Source organism: Paenibacillus sp. P46E, from assembly GCF_001909095.1.
GTDB lineage: Bacteria > Bacillota > Bacilli > Paenibacillales > Paenibacillaceae > Paenibacillus_AQ > Paenibacillus_AQ helianthi.
In genome coordinates this window covers 16,250-38,420 of the sequence record NZ_LVYZ01000051.1, presented here as the reverse complement: position 1 = coordinate 38,420, position 22,171 = coordinate 16,250, and the positions used below count along the sequence as shown (strand labels likewise).

Below are 22,171 nucleotides of genomic sequence, written 5' to 3'. Positions count from 1 at the left end.
CAGGCTCCCTTCAGTCACTATAATCTAGAATGTAACCGCTTCCTGTGATATACTAAGTCCGACATAAAATATTCACAATTAAACCGTTGACAGCATTGCTTAAGAGAAGAGTCTCGCCCTTAAAGCTTAAATCAAACGAGTGAGGGAGGCAAGAGTAATGGGGCAAGTCCACAGCGAAATTTTACCGGGCCGCGTGAAGCAAGCCAATATGGCGGATTATTCCCGGGCAGTAAGCGAATTCCGGTGGGAAGATGTGGAGAAAAACTTCTCCTGGCATGAGAGCGGCAAGGTGAATATGGCCCATGAAGCGATTGACCGGCATGTGCTCGAAGGCCGCGGAGCGGCAACGGCTTTGATCTACAGTGATGCCACAAGGGAAGAAATGTACACGTTCTCAGATCTGCGGGAAAGGTCCAACCGCTTCGGAAACGTGTTGCGTACGCATGGTATTGGCCGGGGAGACAGAGTTTTTATTTTTATGCCCCGCAAGCCGGAGCTGTACTTCAGTCTGTTGGGCATTCTCAAGGTAGGTGCGGTGGCGGGACCATTGTTTGAGGCATTTATGGAAACAGCTGTTAAAGACCGCCTGGAGGATAGCGGCGCCGTAGCCCTCGTAACCACACCGGAGTTACTGCATCGGGTCAAACGAGAAGAGCTGCCTGCGCTGAAGCATATTTTTGTGGTAGGAGGCACTGCAGATATTGAACAAGGGCTAGTAAGCTATGAAGAAGAAACCGCTGCAGCGTCAGTGGAGCTTGATCCCGAATGGCTTAGTCTGGAGGATGGGCTGATTATGCATTACACCTCCGGCTCAACCGGCAAGCCCAAAGGTGTATACCATGTGCAAAGAGCAATGATTCAGCATTATTACACAGGGAAGGTTGTACTTGACTTGCGTCCTGACGATATCTATTGGTGCACAGCCGATCCAGGATGGGTCACGGGAACCTCTTATGGGATTTTTGCCCCTTGGCTGAACGGTGTGACCAACGTTGTGCGTGGTGGACGCTTCAGTCCGCAGGATTGGTATAAGACCATTGAACGTTTTGCGGTTACTGTATGGTACAGTGCACCTACCGCATTCCGCATGCTTATGGGGGCAGGAGAGGCGAGCCTGCAGGGGATTGATCTTAGCAGTCTGCGTCATGTCCTGTCTGTAGGGGAACCGCTGAATCCCGAAGTGGTGCGCTGGGGGGACAAATTCTACCAGCAGCGCATACACGATACGTGGTGGATGACGGAAACCGGAGCACAGCTGATCTGTAATTACCCGGGAATGGATATCAAGCCCGGCTCCATGGGGCGGCCACTGCCCGGTATCGAAGCTGCTATATTGGATGACCGGGGTAATCTGTTGCCGCCTTATTCTATGGGTAACCTAGCGATTCGGACCCCTTGGCCCTCTATGATGGGTAAGATCTGGAATAACCAAGCAAAATATGAAGAGTACTTCCGCATTCCCGGCTGGTACATCTCCGGAGATTCTGCTTATATGGACGAGGACGGTTATTTCTGGTTTCAGGGCCGTATCGATGATGTCATCAATTCCTCTGGTGAGCGGATTGGACCTTTCGAGGTGGAGAGCAAGCTGGTAGAGCATCCTGCGGTAGCTGAAGCCGGGGTTATCGGTAAACCGGATGTTATGCGTGGAGAGATTATTAAGGCGTTCATTTCTTTAAGGGATGGTTATTTCCCAACGGCCGAGCTAAAGGAGGAAATTGCGGCTTTTGTCAAAACGGGATTATCCGCTCATGCAGCACCACGTGAAATCGAATTCAGGGAAAAGCTGCCCAAGACCCGATCCGGCAAAATTATGCGCCGCGTTCTGAAAGCCTGGGAACTGCATCTCCCCGCGGGTGATCTGTCTACCATTGAGGATTAAAGAACGATATAGAGTTGCCAAAAAATAGAGTCGCCAAAAAACACCACTGCCGGCAATGACCCGGTAGCGGTGTTTTTTGGGGTTACTAGAGTCTGACAGTTTCTGCAGACCCAATATTAAGGTGTTGTAGCTCCGGCATTCCCGCCAGCAGTGGCATTGCCTTCAGCGGGTGCATTGGTGCCCGATCCGGCAGGAACGTCAGAGCCACCCGATGGCGGGATAATAATCATCCCGGGATCCTCTGTAGCTGACGGCCCGGCTCCCGGGTCAGGTGTCGCTTCTGTATCCGGAATATCTGCCGGTGGTGGAGTCGATTCCGGGGTCGGTGTAGCACCTCCTGCAACACTTCCGGATGCCGACTCATGACCGGCAACATCTACGGCAGCCACATAGAAGGAGGCATTCACATTAGCTGGAGTACCTGGTGTAAAAGTGGTTCCTTCGCCAACAGAGAGAACAGCCTGCTTCTTGAACAAACCACCGTTCAGTGAGCGGTACAAGCGGTAGCCGACTACATCCGGCGAGCCGCTCGGATTAAAGGTAATGACGGCCTTGCCCGTACTGTAGGATACATTGACTCCGCTTGGAGCTGTTGGTGCATTGCCATCATCCACACGGGGATCAACCTCGGTTGGGAAGTCGGATTTGGCATCTTCAGGCATATAATATTCCAGCGGTTCATGCTCCTTCATTGAAGGGAAAGCCGCAAGCAGTTCCTTTACCAGATCCTGAATTGGCTTTTCGCGCTTGACGACAATTTTTTCTTTGAGGAAGTCCTCAGGTGTGCCATCCAGAGGGATATAGTTTACTCCATTATAGCTAATATACTTTGCTTTGGAGATTCCGTCATCACTTGCGGTCGGCACATATTTTGCATTGAACAGATCTGTAGTGAACCTGTCGGTCAAGTCAGTAGGAAGCTTACCGCTGTATGCAGACACTGTCTTCTTGACAATTCCTTCAGGTTTCGGGAATTCCTTCGTGACAAAAAGCTCAGGCTGCTTATCAATAACGGCGTTCATCACTTTCGTCCATAAGGTCTGTGCCTGCCGTTTCTGGGTATCGCCCTGAAGGGTATTAATTTGCTCCTTGTAGCCCACCCACATGCCAAGGGTCACATCCGGTGTATAGCCCATAAACCACACATCCCCATAATTTTGGGTAGAACCGGTTTTGCCGACAATCGGCACATCTTTGAAGTGCTTATAGTTTTTCTTAACTGTACTTGCTGTTCCTTCGGTAATAACCGTCCGCAGCATATCCGTCATCAGATAAGCGGTTTGCTTCGAGTAGACCTGCTCCGGATTTACTTTATGCTGGTAAACAATTTTACCTTGGGAATCTACAATCTTCTCGATCATATAGGCGTCATTGAATGCCCCCTGATTCCCGATAGAGGAGTAGGCATTTGTTAATTCCTCAACTGTAACCCCATAGCGTAAACCGCCGATAACACCGGTCTGTGCGTTGTAATCATTATCCTGTATGGTGGTAATGCCCAGTTTCTTGGCAAAAGCCCACGCCTTCTCGATTCCAACCTTTTCATTGAACAGCTTTAGGGCTGGCAAGTTCAAGGATTTGTTAAGCGCATAACGGGCTGTGACCAGACCCTGATACCGGTTGTTGGCATTTTTGGGGATGTGGAATCCTTTGCCCCCGTCTTTGAGAATAATCGGCGCATCATCCAGAATGCCTGCAGGCTGAATTAATCCGGCGTCCAGCGCAGGGAGGTAGGCAGCTATCGGTTTCATGGTCGACCCCGGCTGGCGAACCATTTGCGTGGCATAGTTCATTTGCTCAATGTTGAAGTCCCTGCCTTCGATCATGCCCAGGATAGCCCCTGTTTTGTTGTTGATCATCATGCCCGCTGTCTGTTCCTTGCCTCTGGCCTTACTGTCCTTTGTGAAGTTTTCGCTGTCCTCGGAGATGCTGTGCATAGCGCTGTATACCTTTTTATCAATCGTTGTATATACGCGGTAGCCTCCGTTCATAAGCTGCTGACGCGCTTCCTCCAGCTGCACACTATGATCTTCAGTAGAAGAGGAATTCGGATCGACCACACCGTTATTCCCTTCATTGATGGACATTAGGACCTCGGCTGCTTTGCGCTCCGTCTCTAGCATCAAATAAGGATATGTAGCGTAAGCCTTCTTCGTATGCGGCGCTAAAGAAGCCTTGATATCAAACTGGAGTGCTTCGTTATACTGGGAGGCAGTGATTTTGTTCTCCTCCAGCATCCGGCGAAGTACAAGCTTTTGGCGCTCCATGGCACGTTTAAATGCGGTTTCATTAAATGTACCAACTCCATTAAACGCGGAATACTTGGAGGGGAGCTGGGGGAGTCCGGCTAAATAAGCAGCTTGGGCAGTATTCAGCTTTTCCAGATCATCTAATCCGAAAATTCCTTTCGCTGCTGCTTTGATACCATACACATTGTAGCCGTTGGATCCGTTTCCGAAAGGAACCTTATTCAAATAGGCCGTCAAAATTTCCTGCTTGGATAAATATCGTTCTAACCTTAGAGACAGCAGGATCTCCTTGATCTTACGGTCCTCTGTCCGGTCCAGATTCAGGAACACGCGGCGCGCTAATTGCTGGGTCAGGGTGCTCCCGCCGGTCTGGACGGATTCGTTCAGCAGCTTTTGCTTTACGGCACGCAGGGTGCCGCTAAAATCGACCCCTTTATGATTGTAGAAATTATTGTCCTCTATAGCGAGAACGGCATCAATCACGAGCTGCGGAATATTGTTGAATTCTACAAGTCTGCGGTCCTCTTCAGTCCGGAGCTGGCCGATCGGTTGGCCATCGCGGAAATACGCAAAGCCGGTAATGGAATTCTGGCTGACTTGCTGTTGGATCAATTCCTCGGAGCGGACAGGATCGTCCTTCACTATGGAAGTGACATAGCCTGCCACAGCACCACCGGCAAACAGTATGCCGAGTATGCCGAGTATAAACATCCACTTCACGACGGAACCGAACCTGCGGAGCCAGGATCTACGGGGTGGACGCTGCTTTGCGTTCTTCTTTTTGTTCTCCTCAACCATCGACGTTAATCCTCCTTTTAACGGAACTATTATAGCACAATTTGGCGATTTTGAATGCGCCCCTGCGTTATACGGCTTTTCAGCCTGTAGTTGACTTTTGAAAAGCGGCTGTGATACAAATAGATTCAATTAGATATCATAAAGGCGTGGAAGGACATCAGTAGAAGGCAAGCCAAGTGTTTCAGAGAGCCGGTGGGTGGTGCGAACCGGCAGCAGGCCCCTTTGAATTACAGTCTGGAGCTGACCGGAGGAAAGACAATCTGTATTTTGGCTTGTCCAGTAGTCCGGTACCGGGTATGATCCCGTTATCGCAATGAAGTGGAGGATTACGGCTGCGTCCAGGCGCGGCGGATCTTTAATTAGGGTGGTACCGCGAGTCTTTTGCTCGTCCCTTGTGGGATGAGTGAAAGGCTCTTTTTGCGTTATTTGAACATGGGACGAAGGATGCACTAACAGATTTTTTAGGAGGCGTAATTATGAAATGGGAAGAGTTGACCCGTGCGCAGCAGCAGGAAGTCGAGCGGCAGCTGGAAGTGGTCTCACGCGGAGCGGCAGAAATTGTACCGGAGGAGGAATTGAGAGGCAAGCTGATGAAGTCAGTGGTGACGGGGGTTCCGCTTAACGTTAAGTTGGGGCTGGACCCGTCGGCTCCGGACATCCATATCGGGCATACGGTTGTGCTTCACAAGCTGCGTCAGTTTCAGGAGTTTGGGCATGTAGTTCAGCTGATTATCGGGGATTTCACTGGACGGATTGGCGACCCCACAGGTAAATCTGAGACACGCAAGCAGCTTAGCGAAGAAGATGTGCAGCGCAACGCGGCGACTTACAAGCGGCAAATTTTCAAAATTCTTAATCCTGAGCAGACACAGCTACTATGCAACTCGGATTGGCTGAGTCTGATGACTTTTGCGGAAGTAGTAAATTTGTCATCGAAAGTAACCGTGGCGCGGATGATGGAGCGTGACGATTTCACGAAACGCTTCCAGGGCGGCCAGGCCATCAGTATTCATGAATTTTTCTACCCGCTGATGCAGGGAATGGATTCCGTTGAGAATAAGACTGATATCGAGCTGGGCGGTACGGATCAGAAGTTCAATATATTGATGGGCCGTACTCTGCAGAAGGAATACGGGATAGAGCCCCAGGTTGTCATACTGATGCCTTTGCTCGAAGGGCTCGACGGAGTTAAGAAAATGAGCAAGAGTCTCGGCAACTACATTGGTATCGATGAAGATCCGAATGAAATGTACGGGAAGACCATGTCTGTTCCGGATGAGCTGATGCTGAGATACTATGAAATGGTTACAGACCTCAGCAGTGAGGAGCTGGCTGCGCTGAAGGAAGCTCTGTCGTCAGGGAAGGCACATCCAAGGGATGTCAAAATGCAGCTGGCCTATACCTTTGTACGCATTTACCACGGTTCAGCAGCAGCGGAGTCTGCACAGCAGCATTTCATCACTGTCTTTCAGCAGCGGGCGCTGCCTGAGAATATCGAGATCTATAATCTCGCAGCTGCTGAGCTTGAGAATGGCAAGATCCAGCTGGCCGAGCTTCTGACTCGAATTGGTTTTGCAGGCTCAAAAGGTGAAGCTAAACGAAGCATAAAGCAAGGCTCAGTTAAATTAAACGAAGTGAAACAGGAAGAAATAAACGGTGAGCTCATGCCGAAAAATGGAGATATTATCCAGGTGGGCAAGCGGAGGTTCATTAAGTTGAACTTGGTCTAGCAATGCTGAATAACCAGCGAAGGAATTTCTCTAGGCTGTACTCTTGTTCAATGGAAATGAAAAAAAGCCCCCAGATTGCTCTGGAGGCTTTACTCGTTTTCGCTGTAGGCGAAATCTTAACGGTTGTAGAATTCGACGATTTGCTTTTCATCGATATCTTGGGACAGCTCGGCACGTTCTGGCAAACGAATGTATTTGCCTTCGAAAGAACCATCAGCATATTCCAGATAGCCTGCAAGGTGGGAACGGTTTTCCAGAGCTTCTTTGATGGAAGCCATAGCGCGGCTTCTTTCACGAAGTCCGATAACGTCGCCTACACTTACACGGTAAGAAGCGATGTCGACTTTTTTGCCGTTAACGGTAACATGTCCGTGGGATACCAGCTGACGCGCACCAGCGCGGGAGTTAGCAAAACCAAGACGGTATACCAGGTTGTCCAAGCGGCTTTCGAGCAGGAACATGAAGTTTTCGCCCGCAATACCCTGGAGCTTCTGTGCTTTAGTGAAGAGAGTCTTAAACTGCTTTTCACCCAAACCGTACATGTGACGCAGTTTTTGTTTTTCCAAAAGCTGCATTCCGTAGTTACTTACTTTTCTGCGTTGGTTAGCGCCGTGCTGTCCTGGTGGGAAAGGGCGTTTCAGGTCTTTGCCTGTACCGCTAAGGGAAATGCCCAGACGGCGGCTGAGTTTGAATTTAGGTCCGGTGTAACGTGCCATGTTATAGTAGACTCCTTTATAATTGAAATTTCATGTTAGGGCCTATTTGCGCCGCAAATCGTATACGTGAAAGCGTTAGATGGTTTCACACTGCCGGGGAAGTTCAGCCGCTGCCCTGGCAGTAACGAGATGCGTGAGGGTGACACAACGTTACGCCCAATTAAGACTTGTTACAGTCTTGTTCAACAATAAATATTATATGAAAATGACAGGTAAAGTCAAGAGCAACTTAAAAGAGTTTTTGTCTATCTTTGTCGTTAGTTCTTTGGTCCTAAAAAAAATCCCGGTTTTGAGGAAAATATAATGCAATACCTAAAGAAAGGGAGTAAAATATAACTAATTAGATGTTATCGGAATGCTATTTTAAAATTTAAAGATTTTTGTGATTCACATTATAAAATTATCCTTCTCTTTCTTGTTGAAGCGGTACTGGCCTATTAGAGGGCGGCAAAGTCGTTTCTGCTTGTTTTGAGATGCAAAGGGGATCCTCTTTATGTCAGAGCGGGAAGCATACGAACGCAAGGATAATCGTGTGCTGTTACAGGACACCATGCAATCAAGCGGAGAGAATCAAGATCCCGCCGCATGGCTCAGGGAAATGGATATTGTATCCTATGACTTCCCTTATGCAGTCAGTTTGATTGTGGAAAGTTTCAGGGAATGGCGAAATCTGGCTGGACCGGCATTCGCGAAGTCCTGGAACTGGGGTGTGCTTAATTTTGAAGGGAAATATATTGATCATACAGATTTTATAGGCCATTCGGAGCAAAGCTGGAAGGTTCAATGGGAGGCTGCGGCAGCCATTGCCCTAGAATCAAAAAAGCTATATACGGTACATCAAGAGGCTGATGGACATCAAATGTCCTTTTTAGTTCTGCCGATATACTCGCGCGGTAAACGGGAAATCTTTGCTCTGCTCGGCTGCGCCATGCCGCAAGATCAATATGAACAAGGCGGACTGCATACTGCGGAAGCCATGGCGGCACATTATGAGACTTGCTTTTACCGCAGATTTGAGCATGTCTTCGTGTCTGACTTGGCTGGAGTGCATCTTCATGCGGAGCGTGAGAGCAACAGGCGTTCGCTGCTCTTCCAAATTGTGCAGCGGATGCATGACAATATAGATGTGAACGCTGTGCTTAATGAGGTTATTGACAGTATTTCGGCCATGTACCCGGGAGCCAGACTGGAACTCTTCATGTCACAGGACCACCGGAGCTCTCATCCTCAGGTCAAACCCCTTCCGCTGCGCTGGGGCAATGATGATGTGTGCGCAAAGGCATTCAAGGATGGGCGAGTTGCCTTGTATGCCGGACGCGATGACAGCCATTCCGTTGAGATTGGCCTTCCGCTCGGCGGGAAGCAGGGGGTATATGGCGTATTTCATATGGTGATGGACAAACCCTCTTTTCCGGAGGTCGATTTGCGCTTTCTAACCATGGTAGCTGATACTGCAGGGACTGCTTTTGAAAATGCCAAACTGTATGAACGTTCCAACCAGCTGATTCGAGAACTTCGCATGAGCAATGAACTCACTCAGCGTCTGAATCAAAGCCTGCGGCTCGGGGAGATTTTTCAATATGCCTTTGAAGAGCTGCTTGATATGTTTGATGCGGACTTTTGCTGTATTTTGCATATGAATGAAGAGAAGGGTGGGCTGGAGGCGATTGCCTGCAACTATCACCCTCTGCTGGGTGAAATTATTGAGAAGAGTGCAGGACTTGGAGGCAAGGTGTATGCCACGGGTGAGGCGCTTATTCTATCCGATTATCAGAATTCGGCGGGAACCTATTCCCGTCTGATGGATGCTACCGGGTCGAATTCTATCATCGCTACTCCACTAAATGTCGGCGGAGAGGTCCGCGGCGCAATTATGCTTACCCACCGTGATCCGCATTTCTTCTCTTATGACAGCTACAGGCTGCTTCAGGCGATGGCTGGCCATATCGGACTTGCGGTAGGCAATGCACGTCTGCATGCCGAGGTTAGGCGTTTGGCTAACCGCGATACTCTGACCGGATTGTATGCGAGGCATTATCTGGACGAAGTAATCAAGGACAAACAGTCTACTGATTTTTGCGGTTCCTTAATTGTTGTCGATATCGATCAGTTTAAGATGGTCAATGATACATATGGACACCAGCAGGGTGATAAAATTCTGAAGCAGGTAAGCGAAATCGTCAAGTCATCTATCCGTCAGGGTGATATTGCTGCGAGATGGGGCGGAGAAGAGCTCGCGGTCTATTTGCCTCAGCTTGGCGTTCAGCAAGCTGTATTCGTAGCGGAACGTATCCGCAAGCGGGTAATGGGTGAGACCAAGCCGCGTGTAACCGTCTCCTGCGGGATTGCAGAGTGGAGCTGGACCGACGATAAGGTCAGCGTGGAATCGCTCTTCTATCGGGCAGACATGGCATTATATGAAGCGAAGAATAACGGCAGAAACCTGGTTGTGATTGATAATAAAAAAGCCGAAATTAGTGCAAAGAATCCTTGGGTGTAAACCTGAGGATTCTTTTTTGCGTTTCACTGCGAATTTCATTGTGCGTATAAGCCTCAGTGCATAGGAGACTCTAAAGAAATATTAACACCCTTAACCTGAAAGGCTTGAATGCCATGAGAAAAACAAATGTTAAGAAAAAGGTTTTGAGTACTCTTCTGCTGGGCTCCGCGATACTTTGCACGAGCTGTGGACCCATAAATAACAAGCCTGCGGCCGAGGATCTGAATCTGGCGCTAGCCGGGATGCACGGGAGTGACGGGGTATCTTTTGAAGGGGCTTCTTCCCTGCTGCTTAACGGTAAACCTGCCCCGGAAACTGCGCTATATTATGGAGGATCTGTTGCAGAACATAACAAGGTAAGTCTTTACACAGTTTTGCCGGATAAGGGTACACCCCGTACGGCGGCCAGGGGAGAAAAGGTAACGCTGAAGTCAAGTCCGGCCGGGACTCCAGCCTACTATTCCAAGCTTGAGAAGAAAAATGGCGAATGGACCCTGCTGTCAGAGAAGGGTTCTGCCGAGGGAGATAATCCGCTGCCTGCGCTTAATCCGATCCGCCAGCTCGATGAACTGGAGAATCTGGAAAAAAAGGTGACCGAAGAAGCGGGTACGGCAAGGGGAACAAGGGTTTTGCGTATCGAGCTCAGTGAAGCGGAAGCGAAGAGGCAGTTAGCCGCAGAGCTCCAGCATCAGATGGATGCGATTCGTCCAGAAGGGTCTATGATAAATCTTAAGGTAGCAGACAAGGGATTGGAGTCATTGCAGCTGGTATGGGAGCAGAAGAACAAGGAACTTCAGCAGAAGCTTCAGCAGGTATCCGTCAAGACAGTATATTATCTCAAGGTAGACAAGAAACGTAACCTTCCGAAGAGCCTGACCGGCAGCCGGAAAGTAAGCCGCCCTGGAGTCCAAACGATAAGCGGCAGTACCGTAGAGGAAATTTATCTGACACAGGTCAATTTTTATGGCTACCGCTGAATTTCGGTGTCCTCATGCCTTGCGCTCCAGTACAGGCGTGCTACAATGAAACGGTATGTTGACTATTAGTATGAGGAAGGAAGAGAGAAAGAATGAAAGATCCGAGGATTCAAAAGCTTGCGGAGAATCTTGTAAGCTACTCCGTGAACGTGCAACCGGGCGAGAACGTGCTGGTCGAAATGATCGGCAGCGAGAGAGATTTGATCAAAGCTGTGGTGGAGGAAGTGGGCAAAGCCGGGGGCCGTGCATTTGTGCAGCTTACTGACCGTACGGTCCTGCGCAGCATGCTTAAATATGCAACACGCGAAGGTCTTGAAGCCTGGGCGGAAATTGACCTGAACCGGATGAAGCAAATGGATTGCTATATCGGAATACGTGCCGGGGAGAACGTTAATGACCTCTCTGACGTTCCTGAAGAAAATATGAAGCTGTATAATTCTCTGTATTCCCATCCGGTACATAGCGAACAACGCGTCAAGCACACAAAATGGGTTGTTCTCCGGTATCCGAATGCTAGTATGGCCCAGTTAGCCAATACTACCACGGAAGCCTTTGAGGACTTCTACTTTGAGGTCTGCAATCTGGATTATGCCAAAATGGATAAAGCTCAGGACGCGCTTGCGGACCTTATGCGAAGAACGGACAAGGTCCGCATCGCCGGACCAGGTACAGAGCTTACTTTCTCCATACTGGGAATTGGTGCGGAGAAATGCTCCGGACAGAAAAACATTCCGGACGGCGAGGTCTACAGCGCTCCTGTCCGTGACTCCGTAAATGGAACGATCAGCTATAACGCTGCCACCCTGTATAACGGTGTGACATTCGAAAATGTCAAATTCAAATTCGAAAACGGAAAAATTGTTGAAGCTACAAGCAATGATACCGCGCGGTTGAACGAGATTCTGGATTCAGACGATGGTGCCCGCCATATTGGCGAATTTGCGATCGGCTTCAATCCGTATATCCTGCACCCTATGAAAGACATTCTGTTCGATGAGAAAATCGCCGGCAGTCTGCACTTCACCCCGGGCCAAGCCTATGATGTAACGGATAACGGGAACCGGTCCTCGATTCACTGGGACCTTGTCCTCATCCAGCGTCCGGAATACGGTGGCGGCGAAATTTATTTTGACGATGTGCTGATCCGCAAGGATGGAATTTTTGTTCTTCCTGAACTGGAAGGTCTGAACCCCGAAAACCTGAAATAAAATGGATTCACAAGCGAATTTTGCGGCTTACATTCTATTTCAGGAAAATTCCTTGCACGAGTAAGCGGATTCAATGTATCATGGAATTGGTTACAAAAGACTTAAGTTTCATAATCAAGTTGCGGAGGGATACCTATGTCCAGTAACAATGCGGCAATCGTGGATATTGCCCAAACGGCAAGCCAGTTCAACTCATCTATCGTTCTTCAAGCAGAGAACAAGTACATTGATGTTAAGAGTATTCTTGGATTGTTTACAACCCTTGTATCCAGCCAAAGCTACGAGCTGCATGTTCATGGCGCAGATGCCGAAGAAGCGAAGAAGGCAATGAGCGAAGTGTTTGCCAAACACGGATTGAAATTTACAGTGGTAGCGGAATAATTCAATTATTCCCGTAGGACGTCCTGCCTGTGCGGCAGGGCGTTTTTTCTGTACACATGAGTAAAATATGCTGCATTTCTGCTTGATTATAAACTGCATTCTTGTATTGGGTTCCGATTTCGACTAATATTAAACTAAATAGCAATTGCAGCTGTAACTTTTGGACATGGGGGGGATAATGCATGACTTCATCGGATTTACAGGAACAGCTTAATCTAAGAGCAGTCACTCTTCTACAAGAAGATGCAGATAAAATTCAGAAGCTCATTGAAGTGCAGATGGAGAATCTGGCGACACGCTACTGTCCTCTCTATGAGGAAGTGCTGGATACCCAGATGTACGGATTCTCCAGAGAGGTGGATTTTGCGGTCAGAGCAGGTCTGGTGCCGGAGATTTCGGGTAAGCTGATACTGAGCGAGCTGGAGCGTAATCTGGCTGTACTGTACGATGCGCTGAATAAGAAGGCTGAAGAGCGCGAGATGTTATAGTCCTAACTATTCTCAAGTTGAAACGGCTGCGATGTCCAGGACCTGTGGCACCCGTTTCAATGATGAACAGAAGGATAAGGTATGGTGTTCAACAAATAATCCTTATATTATAAAAAAGCACATGGTGACCTATTGGTCCGCCATGTGCTTTTTTGTCTTAGACGAGATAAAATGAAACGCCGAGAATCATGTATACGGCAAGCAGGAGCAATCCCTCATACCAGTTGGTTGCCCCATCCTGAATAATGGATTTGGCGATGAAGACCGAGACGGCGATCGCGACAATCTCTATCGTGGTGAAGACAATGTCCATCGTGTTGCCCATGAAATAGCTGGCAAAGATCAGGACCGGAGCAACGAATAAGGCGATCTGCAGACTGCTGCCGACAGCTATTTCTACGGCTGCGCCAATCTTGTTCTTCATGGCCAGCATGATTGCAGCGCTGTGCTCCGCGGCATTACCAATGATGGCAACAAGGAATGCACCGACAAAGAGCTCGCTGAAACCGAAACGTTCGGTCAGAGTTTCCAGTGTACCCACCAGCCATTCACTGACGAAAGCAACCATTATTGTTGCCAGCACCAGATAAATAATCGATCTCTTCATGGACCAGGCTGGCTTGTGCTCATTCGGCAGTTCTTCATCATTGTCTTCGGTAACGTCTGCCAGATATTTTTTGTGTGTAATCATGGAGAAGACTAGCCAGGCCATGTAGGCCGCAATCAGCAGTCCGGCGACCACGAGACTGAGTACATCCGTATCTTTTTCCGTGATGGAATGAGTATTGAAGAACATGGCGGGTACAAAGAGGGCAATGACCGCCACGATCATCAGGGAGCCATTCAGTCCAGCCAGCGTGACATTGAAGTTCTGAACTTTGAATTTCATGCCGCCGGCGAAGATACTAAGACCCAGTACCAGCAGAAGATTACCGATGATGGAGCCGGTGAGGCTGGCTTTAACCATATCGAACAGACCTTCTTTGACCAGGAAAAAGGCGATTATCAGCTCTGCCGCGTTGCCGAAGGTGGCATTTAGAAAGCCCCCCAGCCGCTGTCCGGCATAGTGGGCTACACTCTCGGTAGCTCTGCCCAGAAAACCGGCTACGAAAACGACCGAAATGGCGGAGAGTATGAACTGCAGCGTGTGGTCCCAGTCCGCATAGTGTCCGATGGCGCTAAGCAGAAAGGTAACTGCTAACAGCGCGGGAGATATCCATTTTTTCAAGTAAGGCACACTCCAGTCTCAGTATGTAGGTTGAATTCATAATCAATATACCCAAATTGTTCCTGTGTGTAAACGGGAATGCGAGAAAGTCATTTGCTTTTTAGCCTGTTTTCGAATTACAATAATTGATAATGAGTGTAGGGGGGTTATGGCATGGCGGAACAACTTCAACTGGAAATGGGTAACATACGGATATCAAATGACGTCGTCTCGAAGATTGCCGGACTGGCTGCTTTGGAGACCCCGGGAATCGCGGCCATGTCTGGCGGATTGTCCGAAGGTTGGGCCAAGCGTCTCAGTGGTAAGAATGTACAAAAGGGTGTAACCGTTGAAGTAGGGCAGCTTGAAGCCGCAGTGGACTTACGTATTATTGTTCTGTATGAAACTCCGATTCACGAGGTGTGCCGAATGCTTCAACAGAATGTACGCGAGGCTGTGGAGAGCATGACGGGACTTCATATCGTTGAAGTCAACGTTAAGGTAGAAGGCGTGGCCTTCAAGAACGACGAAATTTCGTAAGCGGTATACCGCTGAAGAAGGCAGCTTGCTGACCTGAATACCAAAAGGCAGTCCGGGAGGTTATCCTGGGCTGCCTTTTGTGTGTTGGGTGAAACAATATAAGGATTGATTTCTCGATGAACTAGCCCTTATGTAGCGTCAGCGGGCACGTACCTGTCTAACGGTAGTAACCGATTTCGTGACTTCCTCTTTGGCTGGCCGGTTGGTCTCTCTGGAAATGCTCAGCATGATCCCCATAGAGAGCATGGTAACGAGCAAGGAGGAACCGCCATAGCTGATAAATGGAAGGGTTACCCCGGTAAGCGGGATCGTATTGGTGACTCCGCCGATGTTGACAAAGGCCTGAATGGCAATCAGTCCCATGACCCCGATGCCGACGAGGGTTCCGAAAGGATCCGTGCATCTGAGCGCAATCAGGATGCCTCGCCAAATGAAGTAGAGGTAAACTAACAGGAAAATGGATGTCCCCACAAATCCCAGTTCTTCACCGATAACGGCAAAGATGAAGTCTGTATACGGATAGGGCAGGTAATGCAGCTTCTGGATACTCTGCCCGAAGCCGGAACCGCGGGCTCCACCTTCCCCAAGAGCGATCAAGGACTGAACGATATTGAAGCCGCTGTCTTCAGCATCTGCCAGAGGGTTGATGAAGGCGCTGATCCGGTCCTGTTTGTAGTCCTGGTTGACTGCCACGGTCTCTGAGGACGGTGACAGGGAATCAATGGCCGTCTTCGCCCCCATAACAATGCCGACACCCAGCACAAGCAGCGCAATGGAAGCCATAATGTGCTTCATGCTGGCCCCTCCTGCGTAGATAACAAGCCCGCTGGTAGCGACAAGGATAAGACATGAACCTAAATCCGGCTGCATCATAATGAGTCCGGCAACAATTCCGACAATAACCATCACGGGAATATATCCAGTGCGCAAATCTCTAAGCCGCTCGCCTTTTTTGGTAATCAGGGCTGCCAGATAGAGAATGATGGATATTTTGGCCAGCTCTGTGGGCTGGATGCCGAGACCGCCGATGCTAAACCAGCTTTTGGCACCATTGATTTTCTCTGTAGATGCCACGAACAATAGCAGAACTAATGTAATCATGAAGATCGGTGCATACCATTTCTTGAATTTGGTGTAGTGGATATTCATGGTCATAAACATGACGATGCTTCCAAGCACCACCCAGATGATCTGGCGTTTTACAAAAAATAAGGGATCATTTCCGAACTTTTCACTGGCTAAGGTGAGGCTTGAACTGGAGCTGAAGACCATCACGAGTCCAAAGCCGACAAGCAGGAGAGTCAGAATAAGCAACTGGAAATCAGGCGTTCCTCTTTTGGGCAGGCTGACATTTTTTGTCGTCGTTCCCTTTACACTCCTCAAGCCTCAAGCAGCGCTTTCAGTTCAAGAATATGCTTCGCGGCATCATCCAGAACAGGTTTTGGAACCTGAGATTCATACTCCAGACCATGAGGAAAGGTGGCTTTGCCCAAGTAAACGGCTTCAATAGCAAGCACAGCGTCCGACTTTTCCAGCTTGCCCTCGACAGCGCGTGTATTGATCCGTAAAAAATATTCTCCGCCGTTCTGCTTGTCTTCGATTTTGCAGTCGTAAGTAGCACGGTAGTATTCCCACTGCCAGCGGATGAACCCGGCTTTGGCGGCACTTTCGTCCAGATAGAGAAGGTCGCTCTTCAATCCAACGAGGCCCGTGTTCTCAAATATCATAGGCACATTTCCTCCTTATGAAGTATAATCATAATTTCATGCTCATTATTATAGATGTTCTTTTTCATGATAGTATGTTTCCCGGTGTTCTGCAAGGCGTGTTAGAGCGATCGGTACCCTCTTTTTTGTGTTTCTGCTACAATAATAGAAATATAGCCTTATCGGCTGAATGAAAGTAGAACGGAAGGGTCAAAAGCCTGTCCAAAGCGGGAAACAGGAGAAGGGAATGGATTAGATATGGAGAGGTTAGCACTTGAACAGCTGCTGCCGGATATGGTGGAATGGCGCCGGCATTTGCACCGTCATCCGGAGCTGTCTTACCAGGAGAAAGAGACATCGGCATTTGTTGCTGCAAAGCTTGAAGAGTTCGGGATTGAGATTATCAGAAGTAAGGCGGGTTATGGATTGACCGGGATATTAAAGGGGCGGAAGCCTGGGAAAACGGTTGTTCTGCGTGCAGATATGGATGCTCTTTCCATCACGGAAGAGAACGGCCGGGAATATGCCTCGCAGAAACCAGGAGTCATGCATGCCTGCGGTCATGATGGACATACATCCATGCTGCTTGCGGCTGCATCCTATTACAGCAGCCGCAAGGAGGAACTGCAAGGAGAGCTGCGCTTCCTCTTTCAGCCGGCTGAGGAAATCTGCCCCGGCGGAGCACTGGGAATGATTGCAGAAGGGGTACTGGAGGGCGCCGATGCGGTCTACGGGTTGCATCTGTGGACACCGCTGCCCTTTGGAACGGTAGCCAGCGCACCCGGGCCGCTGATGGCATCAGCGGATGAGTTCTTCATCGACATCATCGGCAAAGGCGGACATGCCGGTACTCCACATCGCACAGTCGATAGTATTGTGGCCGGAGCTGCTCTTGTGACGCAGCTGCAGAGCATAGTCAGCCGGTCCGTAGACCCGCTACGTCCCGCTGTAGTCAGTGTGGGTACGATTCAGGGAGGGTCAGCTCAGAATATCGTTTCGGAGCGCTGCAGGCTTACCGGAACGGTGCGCGCGTTCGATGAGGAGACCCGTTATCTCATCCGCCAGAGAATGGAAGAGATTGTAGCTTCCGTGGCCGCAGCCTATGGTGCTGAAGCCAAGATGGAATATTTGATGGGGTATCCCCCGCTGGTGAATGATGAGGCGGAATTCCGCCGTTTTTTCCGCGTAGCTCCCGCAGCACTTGGAGATGCGGTCAGAGTTGAGCGCATGGAGAAAATCATGCCGGCAGAGGACTTTGCATATTATGTCAAGGAAATTCCCGGCTGCTTCATCTTCGTTGGAGCGGGCAACCCGGATAAAGATGCGGTGTATCCGCATCACCACAGCAAATTCGATTTTGACGAAGATGCCTTGTTATATGGTGCGAAACTGCTCGTAGCGATGGCTGATTCCTGCCTGAATGAATAAATAAATTACGCATAAATTAACAGTTTAAGGGGACCCTACTTCCGAAGAACATGGACAACATGACAGGAGGGTTCAATCTTGAAGACAGTCAAAGAAGTGATGACGGCGCATCCTGTGTGTGTGACACTACAGGACAATATCTATGAGGTTGCCGTGAAAATGAGAGATGCTGATACAGGTGTAATCCCCGTTGTTGATTCAACAGATCGAGAAACCTTGATTGGGATCATTACGGACCGGGACTTGGTCATCCGTGGTTATGCACAGAAGCATTCCGGTTCAACTTCCGTGGAAACGGTAATGACCAAAGGGATCACTGCTGTTTCCGAATCGACCTCTGTAGATGAAGCAGCCGATCTGATGGCTTCCAAGCAGATCCGGCGTATACCGGTAGTGAACGGGAAAAAGCTGATCGGGATTGTATCGCTGGGCGATTTGGCAGTGAAGAACATTTTCGCTGATGAAGCAGCGGATGCCCTGACTGACATTTCACATCAGCACCTGCATTAGATAAGCATTAGGGGAAGCTCATGTCCGTTATTTACGGAGGTGGGCTTTTTCCTGCTACCTTTTTTTATCAAAAGATACATAGTCCCGGGAGACCATAGCCAGATTCGTATTGGAGGGTTTTGGATGAAAGAAAGCGGAATAGGAGCGTGCATCGTCCGTAAGGACCGGACCCTGCTGCTGGAATGCGGACATCCCGGTTTTGAGGCGGCGAGAACGGTCTTGGCTGATTATTGTGAGCTTGTAAAAAGCCTGCCTGCCTATCACACTTACCGGATTACCCAATTGTCACTTTGGAATGCGGCTGCGGCAGGCAAGACTGCCGAAGAAATATTACAGAGTCTGAGCCTGCTATCGCGCACGGGGATTCCCGCTGGCCTGGAGGAAGAAGTCAAACTTCTGGTATCCCGTTACGGAAGACTGCAGCTCTATGCGGATTCGGCCGATCCTTCGCTGATGATCCTGCGCGCCGATAACCCTGGGCTGCTGGACGAATTGGCAGAACAAGCAAGCCTGGTTGAGGTCGGTCTGGTAAGGACGGCTCTAGTGGAATATCAATGTCCGGCAGAACAACGGGGTCTGCTGAAGCAGGAACTGGCGAGGTTGGGGTTCCCGGTCCTTGATTATGCAGGATATCGGGACGGTCAGGCATTATATGTGCCATGGAAGGAACCTGCCGGGAGTGGGACGGCTGCCGTTCGGGATGCTTTTGGTCTGCGTGACTATCAGGACGCAGCGGTCCGCAGGTTCGAAGAAATGGGCGGGAGCGGTGTGGTTGTTCTGCCTTGCGGTGCAGGCAAGACGATTGTAGGTCTGGCGGTGCTGAAGAGTCTCCAATGCGAGACACTGATCCTCACTTCAAGCGCCACATCAGTGGCGCAGTGGCGGGAAGAGCTGCTGACGAGAACCGGTCTGGATGAAGAATCCGTAGGAGAATATAGCGGCGTGAAAAGAGAGGTCCGGCCGGTTACGGTGGCGACATATCAAATGATGACGCACCGGCGTTCCAAAGGAGGATCTTTTGTTCATATGAATCTGTTTACGGAGCGGAATTGGGGACTGATTATTTATGACGAGGTGCACCTGCTTCCGGCTCCGGTATTCAGAGCTACAGCGGATATCCAGGCCACCAGGCGGCTTGGACTGACCGCTACATTAGTAAGGGAAGATGGTCGGGAAACGGATGTATTTTCTCTTATCGGCCCTAAATGCTATGAATTGTCCTGGAAGGTGCTGGAGAAACAGGGATGGATAGCGGCTGTAGACTGTATAGAAGTCGTTGTGCCCATGCCTGAAGAGTTAAGGCTCAAGTATCTGTATGCCGGAGAAAGAGAAAAGTTCCGGATCGCTGCAGGGAATCCGGTGAAGATTGCCGCTGTGGCGAGGATTGTTAGCACACATCCTGATGAACCGGTGCTGGTCATCGGGCAATACCTGGACCAGCTTAGGGACTTGGCGGAAAGCCTGGGTGCGCCGCTGATTACCGGGAAAACACCTCAGCGCGAGCGGGGCGAATTATATTCTGCTTTTAGAGAGGGAAGATTGCGGCTTCTGGTTGTATCCAAGGTAGCGAACTTTGCCGTGAATCTTCCGGATGCTTCGGTGGGCATTGAGGTGTCGGGTGCCTACGGTTCCCGGCAGGAGGAGGCCCAGCGGCTGGGGCGTATTTTGCGGCCGAAGCCGGGTGAGAACAAGGCCTACTTCTATACACTCGTGTCGGAGGACAGCAGGGAACAGGATTTTGCCTTGCGCCGCCGTCTGTTTCTGACCGAGCAGGGCTATGAATATGCAGTCCAGACAGAGCAGCAGGAGGAGATCATCCTATGATGGGGTTATCAAGGGAAGCATTACTGGTGCTCCACCAAATTATCAAAAATTATGCCGGCCGACGGTTTACGGAAGCTCAGGCAGAGCAACTGTCTCCAGTGTCGTTGTGCCGGGTAGAACTGCATCTGGCTCTTCTGGAACTGCGGGAGGCGGGTGTGCTGGAGCTTCGGCAGAAATTATGGGGGGAGAGGCTGTATCAAATTCCCGGGCAGGACCTCCCTTTTTTTCTACAGAAGCTGTTCCCCGGTGCACCTGTCCGGGCAGCAGAAAGGGTGTCGGTAATTGAAGCGGAGGCCGGACCGGAGCTCGCTGGACAATTGTTTCGAACGCTGGTGTTCATCGCCGGTGAAGGGCTTCCGGTTACTGCCAAAGGAGCCGTCCATAAAAAAAATATCAGCCGTCTGGCCGCCATGCTCACTCTGCCGGAGGAACAGTTGAAGGGTCTGTTCCCGCCGGATCAGCTAGCGTTGTATCCATTCCCGCTTCCGGTCATGGTTATGCTCGATCTCCTGCTATGTCTGGGGCTTGTCCACCGTACAGATTCGGCGTATCTTCTGGACACGGGTATGCTGGAAAACTGGCTGCAGCTTTCAGGCATACAGATGTCGAATCTGCTATACGGAGTGATACTGAACCGTTACGGCCTTCCGGAGCCTGCAGAGCAGCATTTCCGCAGTATCATTTCCTCATCCGGGTATTATTCAGGCCAGTGGTTTATGATCCGGGATATTCTGGCCTGGATGTCTGATATGGGACTGGCCCTAGGACAATCCATGGAAACGCTGGAGGCTTCTGCACGGAATTGGCTCAGAGCGCTGGCCGGATTCGGCTGGTGTGAGCTGGGAAGTCTGGTTGACGGATCAGCATGTTTCCGCTGGACGGCGGCCAAACCGGAGGAGATCCATCCGGGAGAGCCTGCTTCGTTCTCCAGCCCCGGCAGCGGTATACCAGTACAAGAGATCGGAGCTGAGAAAAAAAGGGATCAGGAGGCTTTAGGGCAGCAAGCCGGAAAACAGCCGGTTTCAGCATCTCCCGGATTCATCGTGCAACCGGATTTTGAGGTGCTGGTTCCTCCAGAGTGTCCTTACAGTCAGCGCTGGATGCTCGCAGCTTGTGCAGAACTACTGCATAGTGATGATCTATGGAGCTACCGGCTGACCCGGGACAAGCTGGATTCTGCGGCAGAGCAGGGGCTGTCACCACAAAATGTGATTAGCTGGCTGGCAAGTCATGCAAAGGGCGGACTGACGGATCAGGTGGAGCAGACTTTGGTGCAGTGGGGCAAAGGAATCGGCAGAACAGAGCTCTCAGAGGTAATCCTGCTGTCTTGCCGTTCCGAGGCCGACGGAAATGATATCGCTGCCCATCCCCGTATGGCTGGAATTCTGTCCCGCTTAGGGCCATTGCATTTTATCGTCCGTGCGGAAGATATTGAGCTAGTACGAAAGGAACTGGGAGCAGCAGGAATGGCTCCAGCCAAGAGGATAGCAGGACAGGAAGTAAAGCCTGGGAAGGATTGGCCGTTAGTCAGCGGGAGTAGGGAGAACCTGTCTTCTGCAGCTGTATTTTCCGTCGACGGTACAGAACGCGGTCTGCTTGTAAGCGCCCCGGAACTGCCAAGAGTGCCTGTCAATCCGCATGCGGCAGAGGAGGCGATACTTACCGGTCTGGAGTCTGTTCCCCAAATGTGGATGAAGCAATGGCGCAAGTATCATGTTACGACTGCCCAAAAAGTAATGGAGCAGGCTTTGGAATGGGGGATTAAGGTCCGTTTGACTCATAAGGGACAAGACTGTGAATTCATCCCTGTACGGATCAGCCGCAATCCTTGGGAAGTAAATGGTGTGTTGCTATCCGTGGATTCGGATAGTGTGGAGGAGGCGCGGCTGAGCGCGGACGATTGGCAGGAAATGCAGCTCATCATTCCCAAATTGCGGAGAAATTCTTCTTCTGCTTAGGCTATCGGGTATGGTATGATAGGATAGTCTACGGTATGCAGTAGAACATTAACGCAGAAACGAGTTGAA

The 22,171-nt window shown here is 50.0% G+C and carries 17 protein-coding genes and 1 other annotated feature; of the genes, 12 read left to right on the top strand and 5 right to left on the bottom strand.

Translation table 11 applies throughout. The features are described from left to right. The first annotated feature begins 157 nt into the window (after positions 1-157). A complete protein-coding gene (gene acsA / locus A3849_RS19390; protein WP_074112909.1) occupies positions 158-1,882 on the top strand; it encodes an acetate--CoA ligase in 1,725 nt (574 codons plus the stop codon). Positions 1,883-1,998: 116 nt separating this feature from the next. Here acsA and A3849_RS19385 read toward each other — a convergent pair whose 3' ends face one another. Next, a complete protein-coding gene (locus A3849_RS19385) occupies positions 1,999-4,929 on the bottom strand; it encodes a transglycosylase domain-containing protein (protein WP_074112908.1) in 2,931 nt (976 codons plus the stop codon). A gap of 138 nt (positions 4,930-5,067) precedes the next feature. Next, positions 5,068-5,325, top strand: a binding site (T-box leader). A gap of 80 nt (positions 5,326-5,405) precedes the next feature. Here A3849_RS19385 and tyrS point away from each other — a divergent pair. Next, positions 5,406-6,659 carry a tyrosine--tRNA ligase gene (gene tyrS / locus A3849_RS19380; RefSeq protein ID WP_074112907.1) on the top strand — a complete coding sequence of 418 codons (1,254 nt, stop codon included), beginning with the start codon at positions 5,406-5,408 and terminating at the stop codon, positions 6,657-6,659. Between the two features lie 116 nt (positions 6,660-6,775). Here tyrS and rpsD read toward each other — a convergent pair whose 3' ends face one another. Further along, positions 6,776-7,375 (bottom strand): 30S ribosomal protein S4, encoded by a 600-nt coding sequence (gene rpsD, locus A3849_RS19375; RefSeq protein ID WP_074112906.1) that lies wholly within the window; start codon positions 7,373-7,375, stop codon positions 6,776-6,778. Positions 7,376-7,868: 493 nt separating this feature from the next. Here rpsD and A3849_RS19370 point away from each other — a divergent pair, with 493 nt between their 5' ends. From A3849_RS19370 to A3849_RS19350, 5 genes are all read left to right on the top strand, one after another. Beyond that, positions 7,869-9,875 (top strand): sensor domain-containing diguanylate cyclase, encoded by a 2,007-nt coding sequence (locus tag A3849_RS19370; protein WP_074112905.1) that lies wholly within the window; start codon positions 7,869-7,871, stop codon positions 9,873-9,875. Positions 9,876-9,988: 113 nt separating this feature from the next. Continuing rightward, positions 9,989-10,852, top strand: a complete 864-nt coding sequence (locus A3849_RS19365) for a hypothetical protein (RefSeq protein ID WP_074112904.1) — start codon at positions 9,989-9,991, stop codon at positions 10,850-10,852. 92 nt (positions 10,853-10,944) lie between these two features. Beyond that, complete coding sequence (locus tag A3849_RS19360) at positions 10,945-12,060, top strand: aminopeptidase (protein WP_074112903.1); 1,116 nt, start codon at positions 10,945-10,947, stop codon at positions 12,058-12,060. A gap of 135 nt (positions 12,061-12,195) precedes the next feature. After that, a complete protein-coding gene (locus A3849_RS19355; protein ID WP_074088570.1) occupies positions 12,196-12,441 on the top strand; it encodes an HPr family phosphocarrier protein in 246 nt (81 codons plus the stop codon). Between the two features lie 182 nt (positions 12,442-12,623). Continuing rightward, a complete protein-coding gene (locus tag A3849_RS19350; RefSeq protein ID WP_074088571.1) occupies positions 12,624-12,929 on the top strand; it encodes an Fpa/YlaN family protein in 306 nt (101 codons plus the stop codon). 157 nt (positions 12,930-13,086) lie between these two features. On the opposite strand, the gene cax is transcribed toward A3849_RS19350, so the two are convergent. Continuing rightward, positions 13,087-14,157 carry a calcium/proton exchanger gene (cax, locus tag A3849_RS19345; RefSeq protein ID WP_074112902.1) on the bottom strand — a complete coding sequence of 357 codons (1,071 nt, stop codon included), beginning with the start codon at positions 14,155-14,157 and terminating at the stop codon, positions 13,087-13,089. Positions 14,158-14,310: 153 nt separating this feature from the next. Here cax and A3849_RS19340 point away from each other — a divergent pair, with 153 nt between their 5' ends. Beyond that, the gene (locus A3849_RS19340) at positions 14,311-14,676 is read left to right on the top strand and encodes an Asp23/Gls24 family envelope stress response protein (protein ID WP_019911482.1); all 366 of its coding nucleotides are present in this window, start codon (positions 14,311-14,313) and stop codon (positions 14,674-14,676) included. Between the two features lie 138 nt (positions 14,677-14,814). On the opposite strand, the gene ftsW is transcribed toward A3849_RS19340, so the two are convergent. Continuing rightward, the gene (gene ftsW / locus A3849_RS19335) at positions 14,815-16,059 is read right to left on the bottom strand and encodes a putative lipid II flippase FtsW (protein ID WP_074112901.1); all 1,245 of its coding nucleotides are present in this window, start codon (positions 16,057-16,059) and stop codon (positions 14,815-14,817) included. Further along, positions 16,056-16,403: a YugN family protein gene (locus A3849_RS19330; protein WP_074112900.1), complete on the bottom strand. Its 348-nt coding sequence runs from the start codon at positions 16,401-16,403 to the stop codon at positions 16,056-16,058. Before A3849_RS19330 ends, ftsW begins: the two co-directional genes overlap by 4 nt. Positions 16,404-16,640: 237 nt before the next feature. On the opposite strand from A3849_RS19330, the gene A3849_RS19325 reads away from it, so the two are divergent. From A3849_RS19325 to A3849_RS19310, 4 genes are all read left to right on the top strand, one after another. Next, a complete protein-coding gene (locus tag A3849_RS19325) occupies positions 16,641-17,810 on the top strand; it encodes a M20 family metallopeptidase (RefSeq protein WP_074112899.1) in 1,170 nt (389 codons plus the stop codon). Positions 17,811-17,888: 78 nt separating this feature from the next. Then, positions 17,889-18,320, top strand: a complete 432-nt coding sequence (locus A3849_RS19320; protein WP_083613594.1) for a CBS domain-containing protein — start codon at positions 17,889-17,891, stop codon at positions 18,318-18,320. Positions 18,321-18,443: 123 nt separating this feature from the next. Next, the gene (locus A3849_RS19315) at positions 18,444-20,144 is read left to right on the top strand and encodes a DNA repair helicase XPB (protein ID WP_074112897.1); all 1,701 of its coding nucleotides are present in this window, start codon (positions 18,444-18,446) and stop codon (positions 20,142-20,144) included. Continuing rightward, the gene (locus A3849_RS19310) at positions 20,141-22,102 is read left to right on the top strand and encodes a helicase-associated domain-containing protein (RefSeq protein ID WP_074112896.1); all 1,962 of its coding nucleotides are present in this window, start codon (positions 20,141-20,143) and stop codon (positions 22,100-22,102) included. The genes A3849_RS19315 and A3849_RS19310 overlap by 4 nt, the downstream gene beginning before the upstream one ends. The last annotated feature ends 69 nt before the right edge of the window (positions 22,103-22,171 follow it).

Bases quoted from the DNA above. Each gene is read 5' to 3' on its own strand.
- acsA (WP_074112909.1), top strand. From the start codon at position 158: ATGGGGCAAGTCCACAGCGAAATTTTACCGGGCCGCGTGAAGCAAGCC.
- A3849_RS19385 (WP_074112908.1), bottom strand. From the start codon at position 4,929: ATGGTTGAGGAGAACAAAAAGAAGAACGCAAAGCAGCGTCCACCCCGT.
- tyrS (WP_074112907.1), top strand. From the start codon at position 5,406: ATGAAATGGGAAGAGTTGACCCGTGCGCAGCAGCAGGAAGTCGAGCGG.
- rpsD (WP_074112906.1), bottom strand. From the start codon at position 7,375: ATGGCACGTTACACCGGACCTAAATTCAAACTCAGCCGCCGTCTGGGC.
- A3849_RS19370 (WP_074112905.1), top strand. From the start codon at position 7,869: ATGTCAGAGCGGGAAGCATACGAACGCAAGGATAATCGTGTGCTGTTA.
- A3849_RS19365 (WP_074112904.1), top strand. From the start codon at position 9,989: ATGAGAAAAACAAATGTTAAGAAAAAGGTTTTGAGTACTCTTCTGCTG.
- A3849_RS19360 (WP_074112903.1), top strand. From the start codon at position 10,945: ATGAAAGATCCGAGGATTCAAAAGCTTGCGGAGAATCTTGTAAGCTAC.
- A3849_RS19355 (WP_074088570.1), top strand. From the start codon at position 12,196: ATGTCCAGTAACAATGCGGCAATCGTGGATATTGCCCAAACGGCAAGC.
- A3849_RS19350 (WP_074088571.1), top strand. From the start codon at position 12,624: ATGACTTCATCGGATTTACAGGAACAGCTTAATCTAAGAGCAGTCACT.
- A3849_RS19340 (WP_019911482.1), top strand. From the start codon at position 14,311: ATGGCGGAACAACTTCAACTGGAAATGGGTAACATACGGATATCAAAT.
- A3849_RS19330 (WP_074112900.1), bottom strand. From the start codon at position 16,403: ATGATATTTGAGAACACGGGCCTCGTTGGATTGAAGAGCGACCTTCTC.
- A3849_RS19325 (WP_074112899.1), top strand. From the start codon at position 16,641: ATGGAGAGGTTAGCACTTGAACAGCTGCTGCCGGATATGGTGGAATGG.
- A3849_RS19315 (WP_074112897.1), top strand. From the start codon at position 18,444: ATGAAAGAAAGCGGAATAGGAGCGTGCATCGTCCGTAAGGACCGGACC.
- A3849_RS19310 (WP_074112896.1), top strand. From the start codon at position 20,141: ATGATGGGGTTATCAAGGGAAGCATTACTGGTGCTCCACCAAATTATC.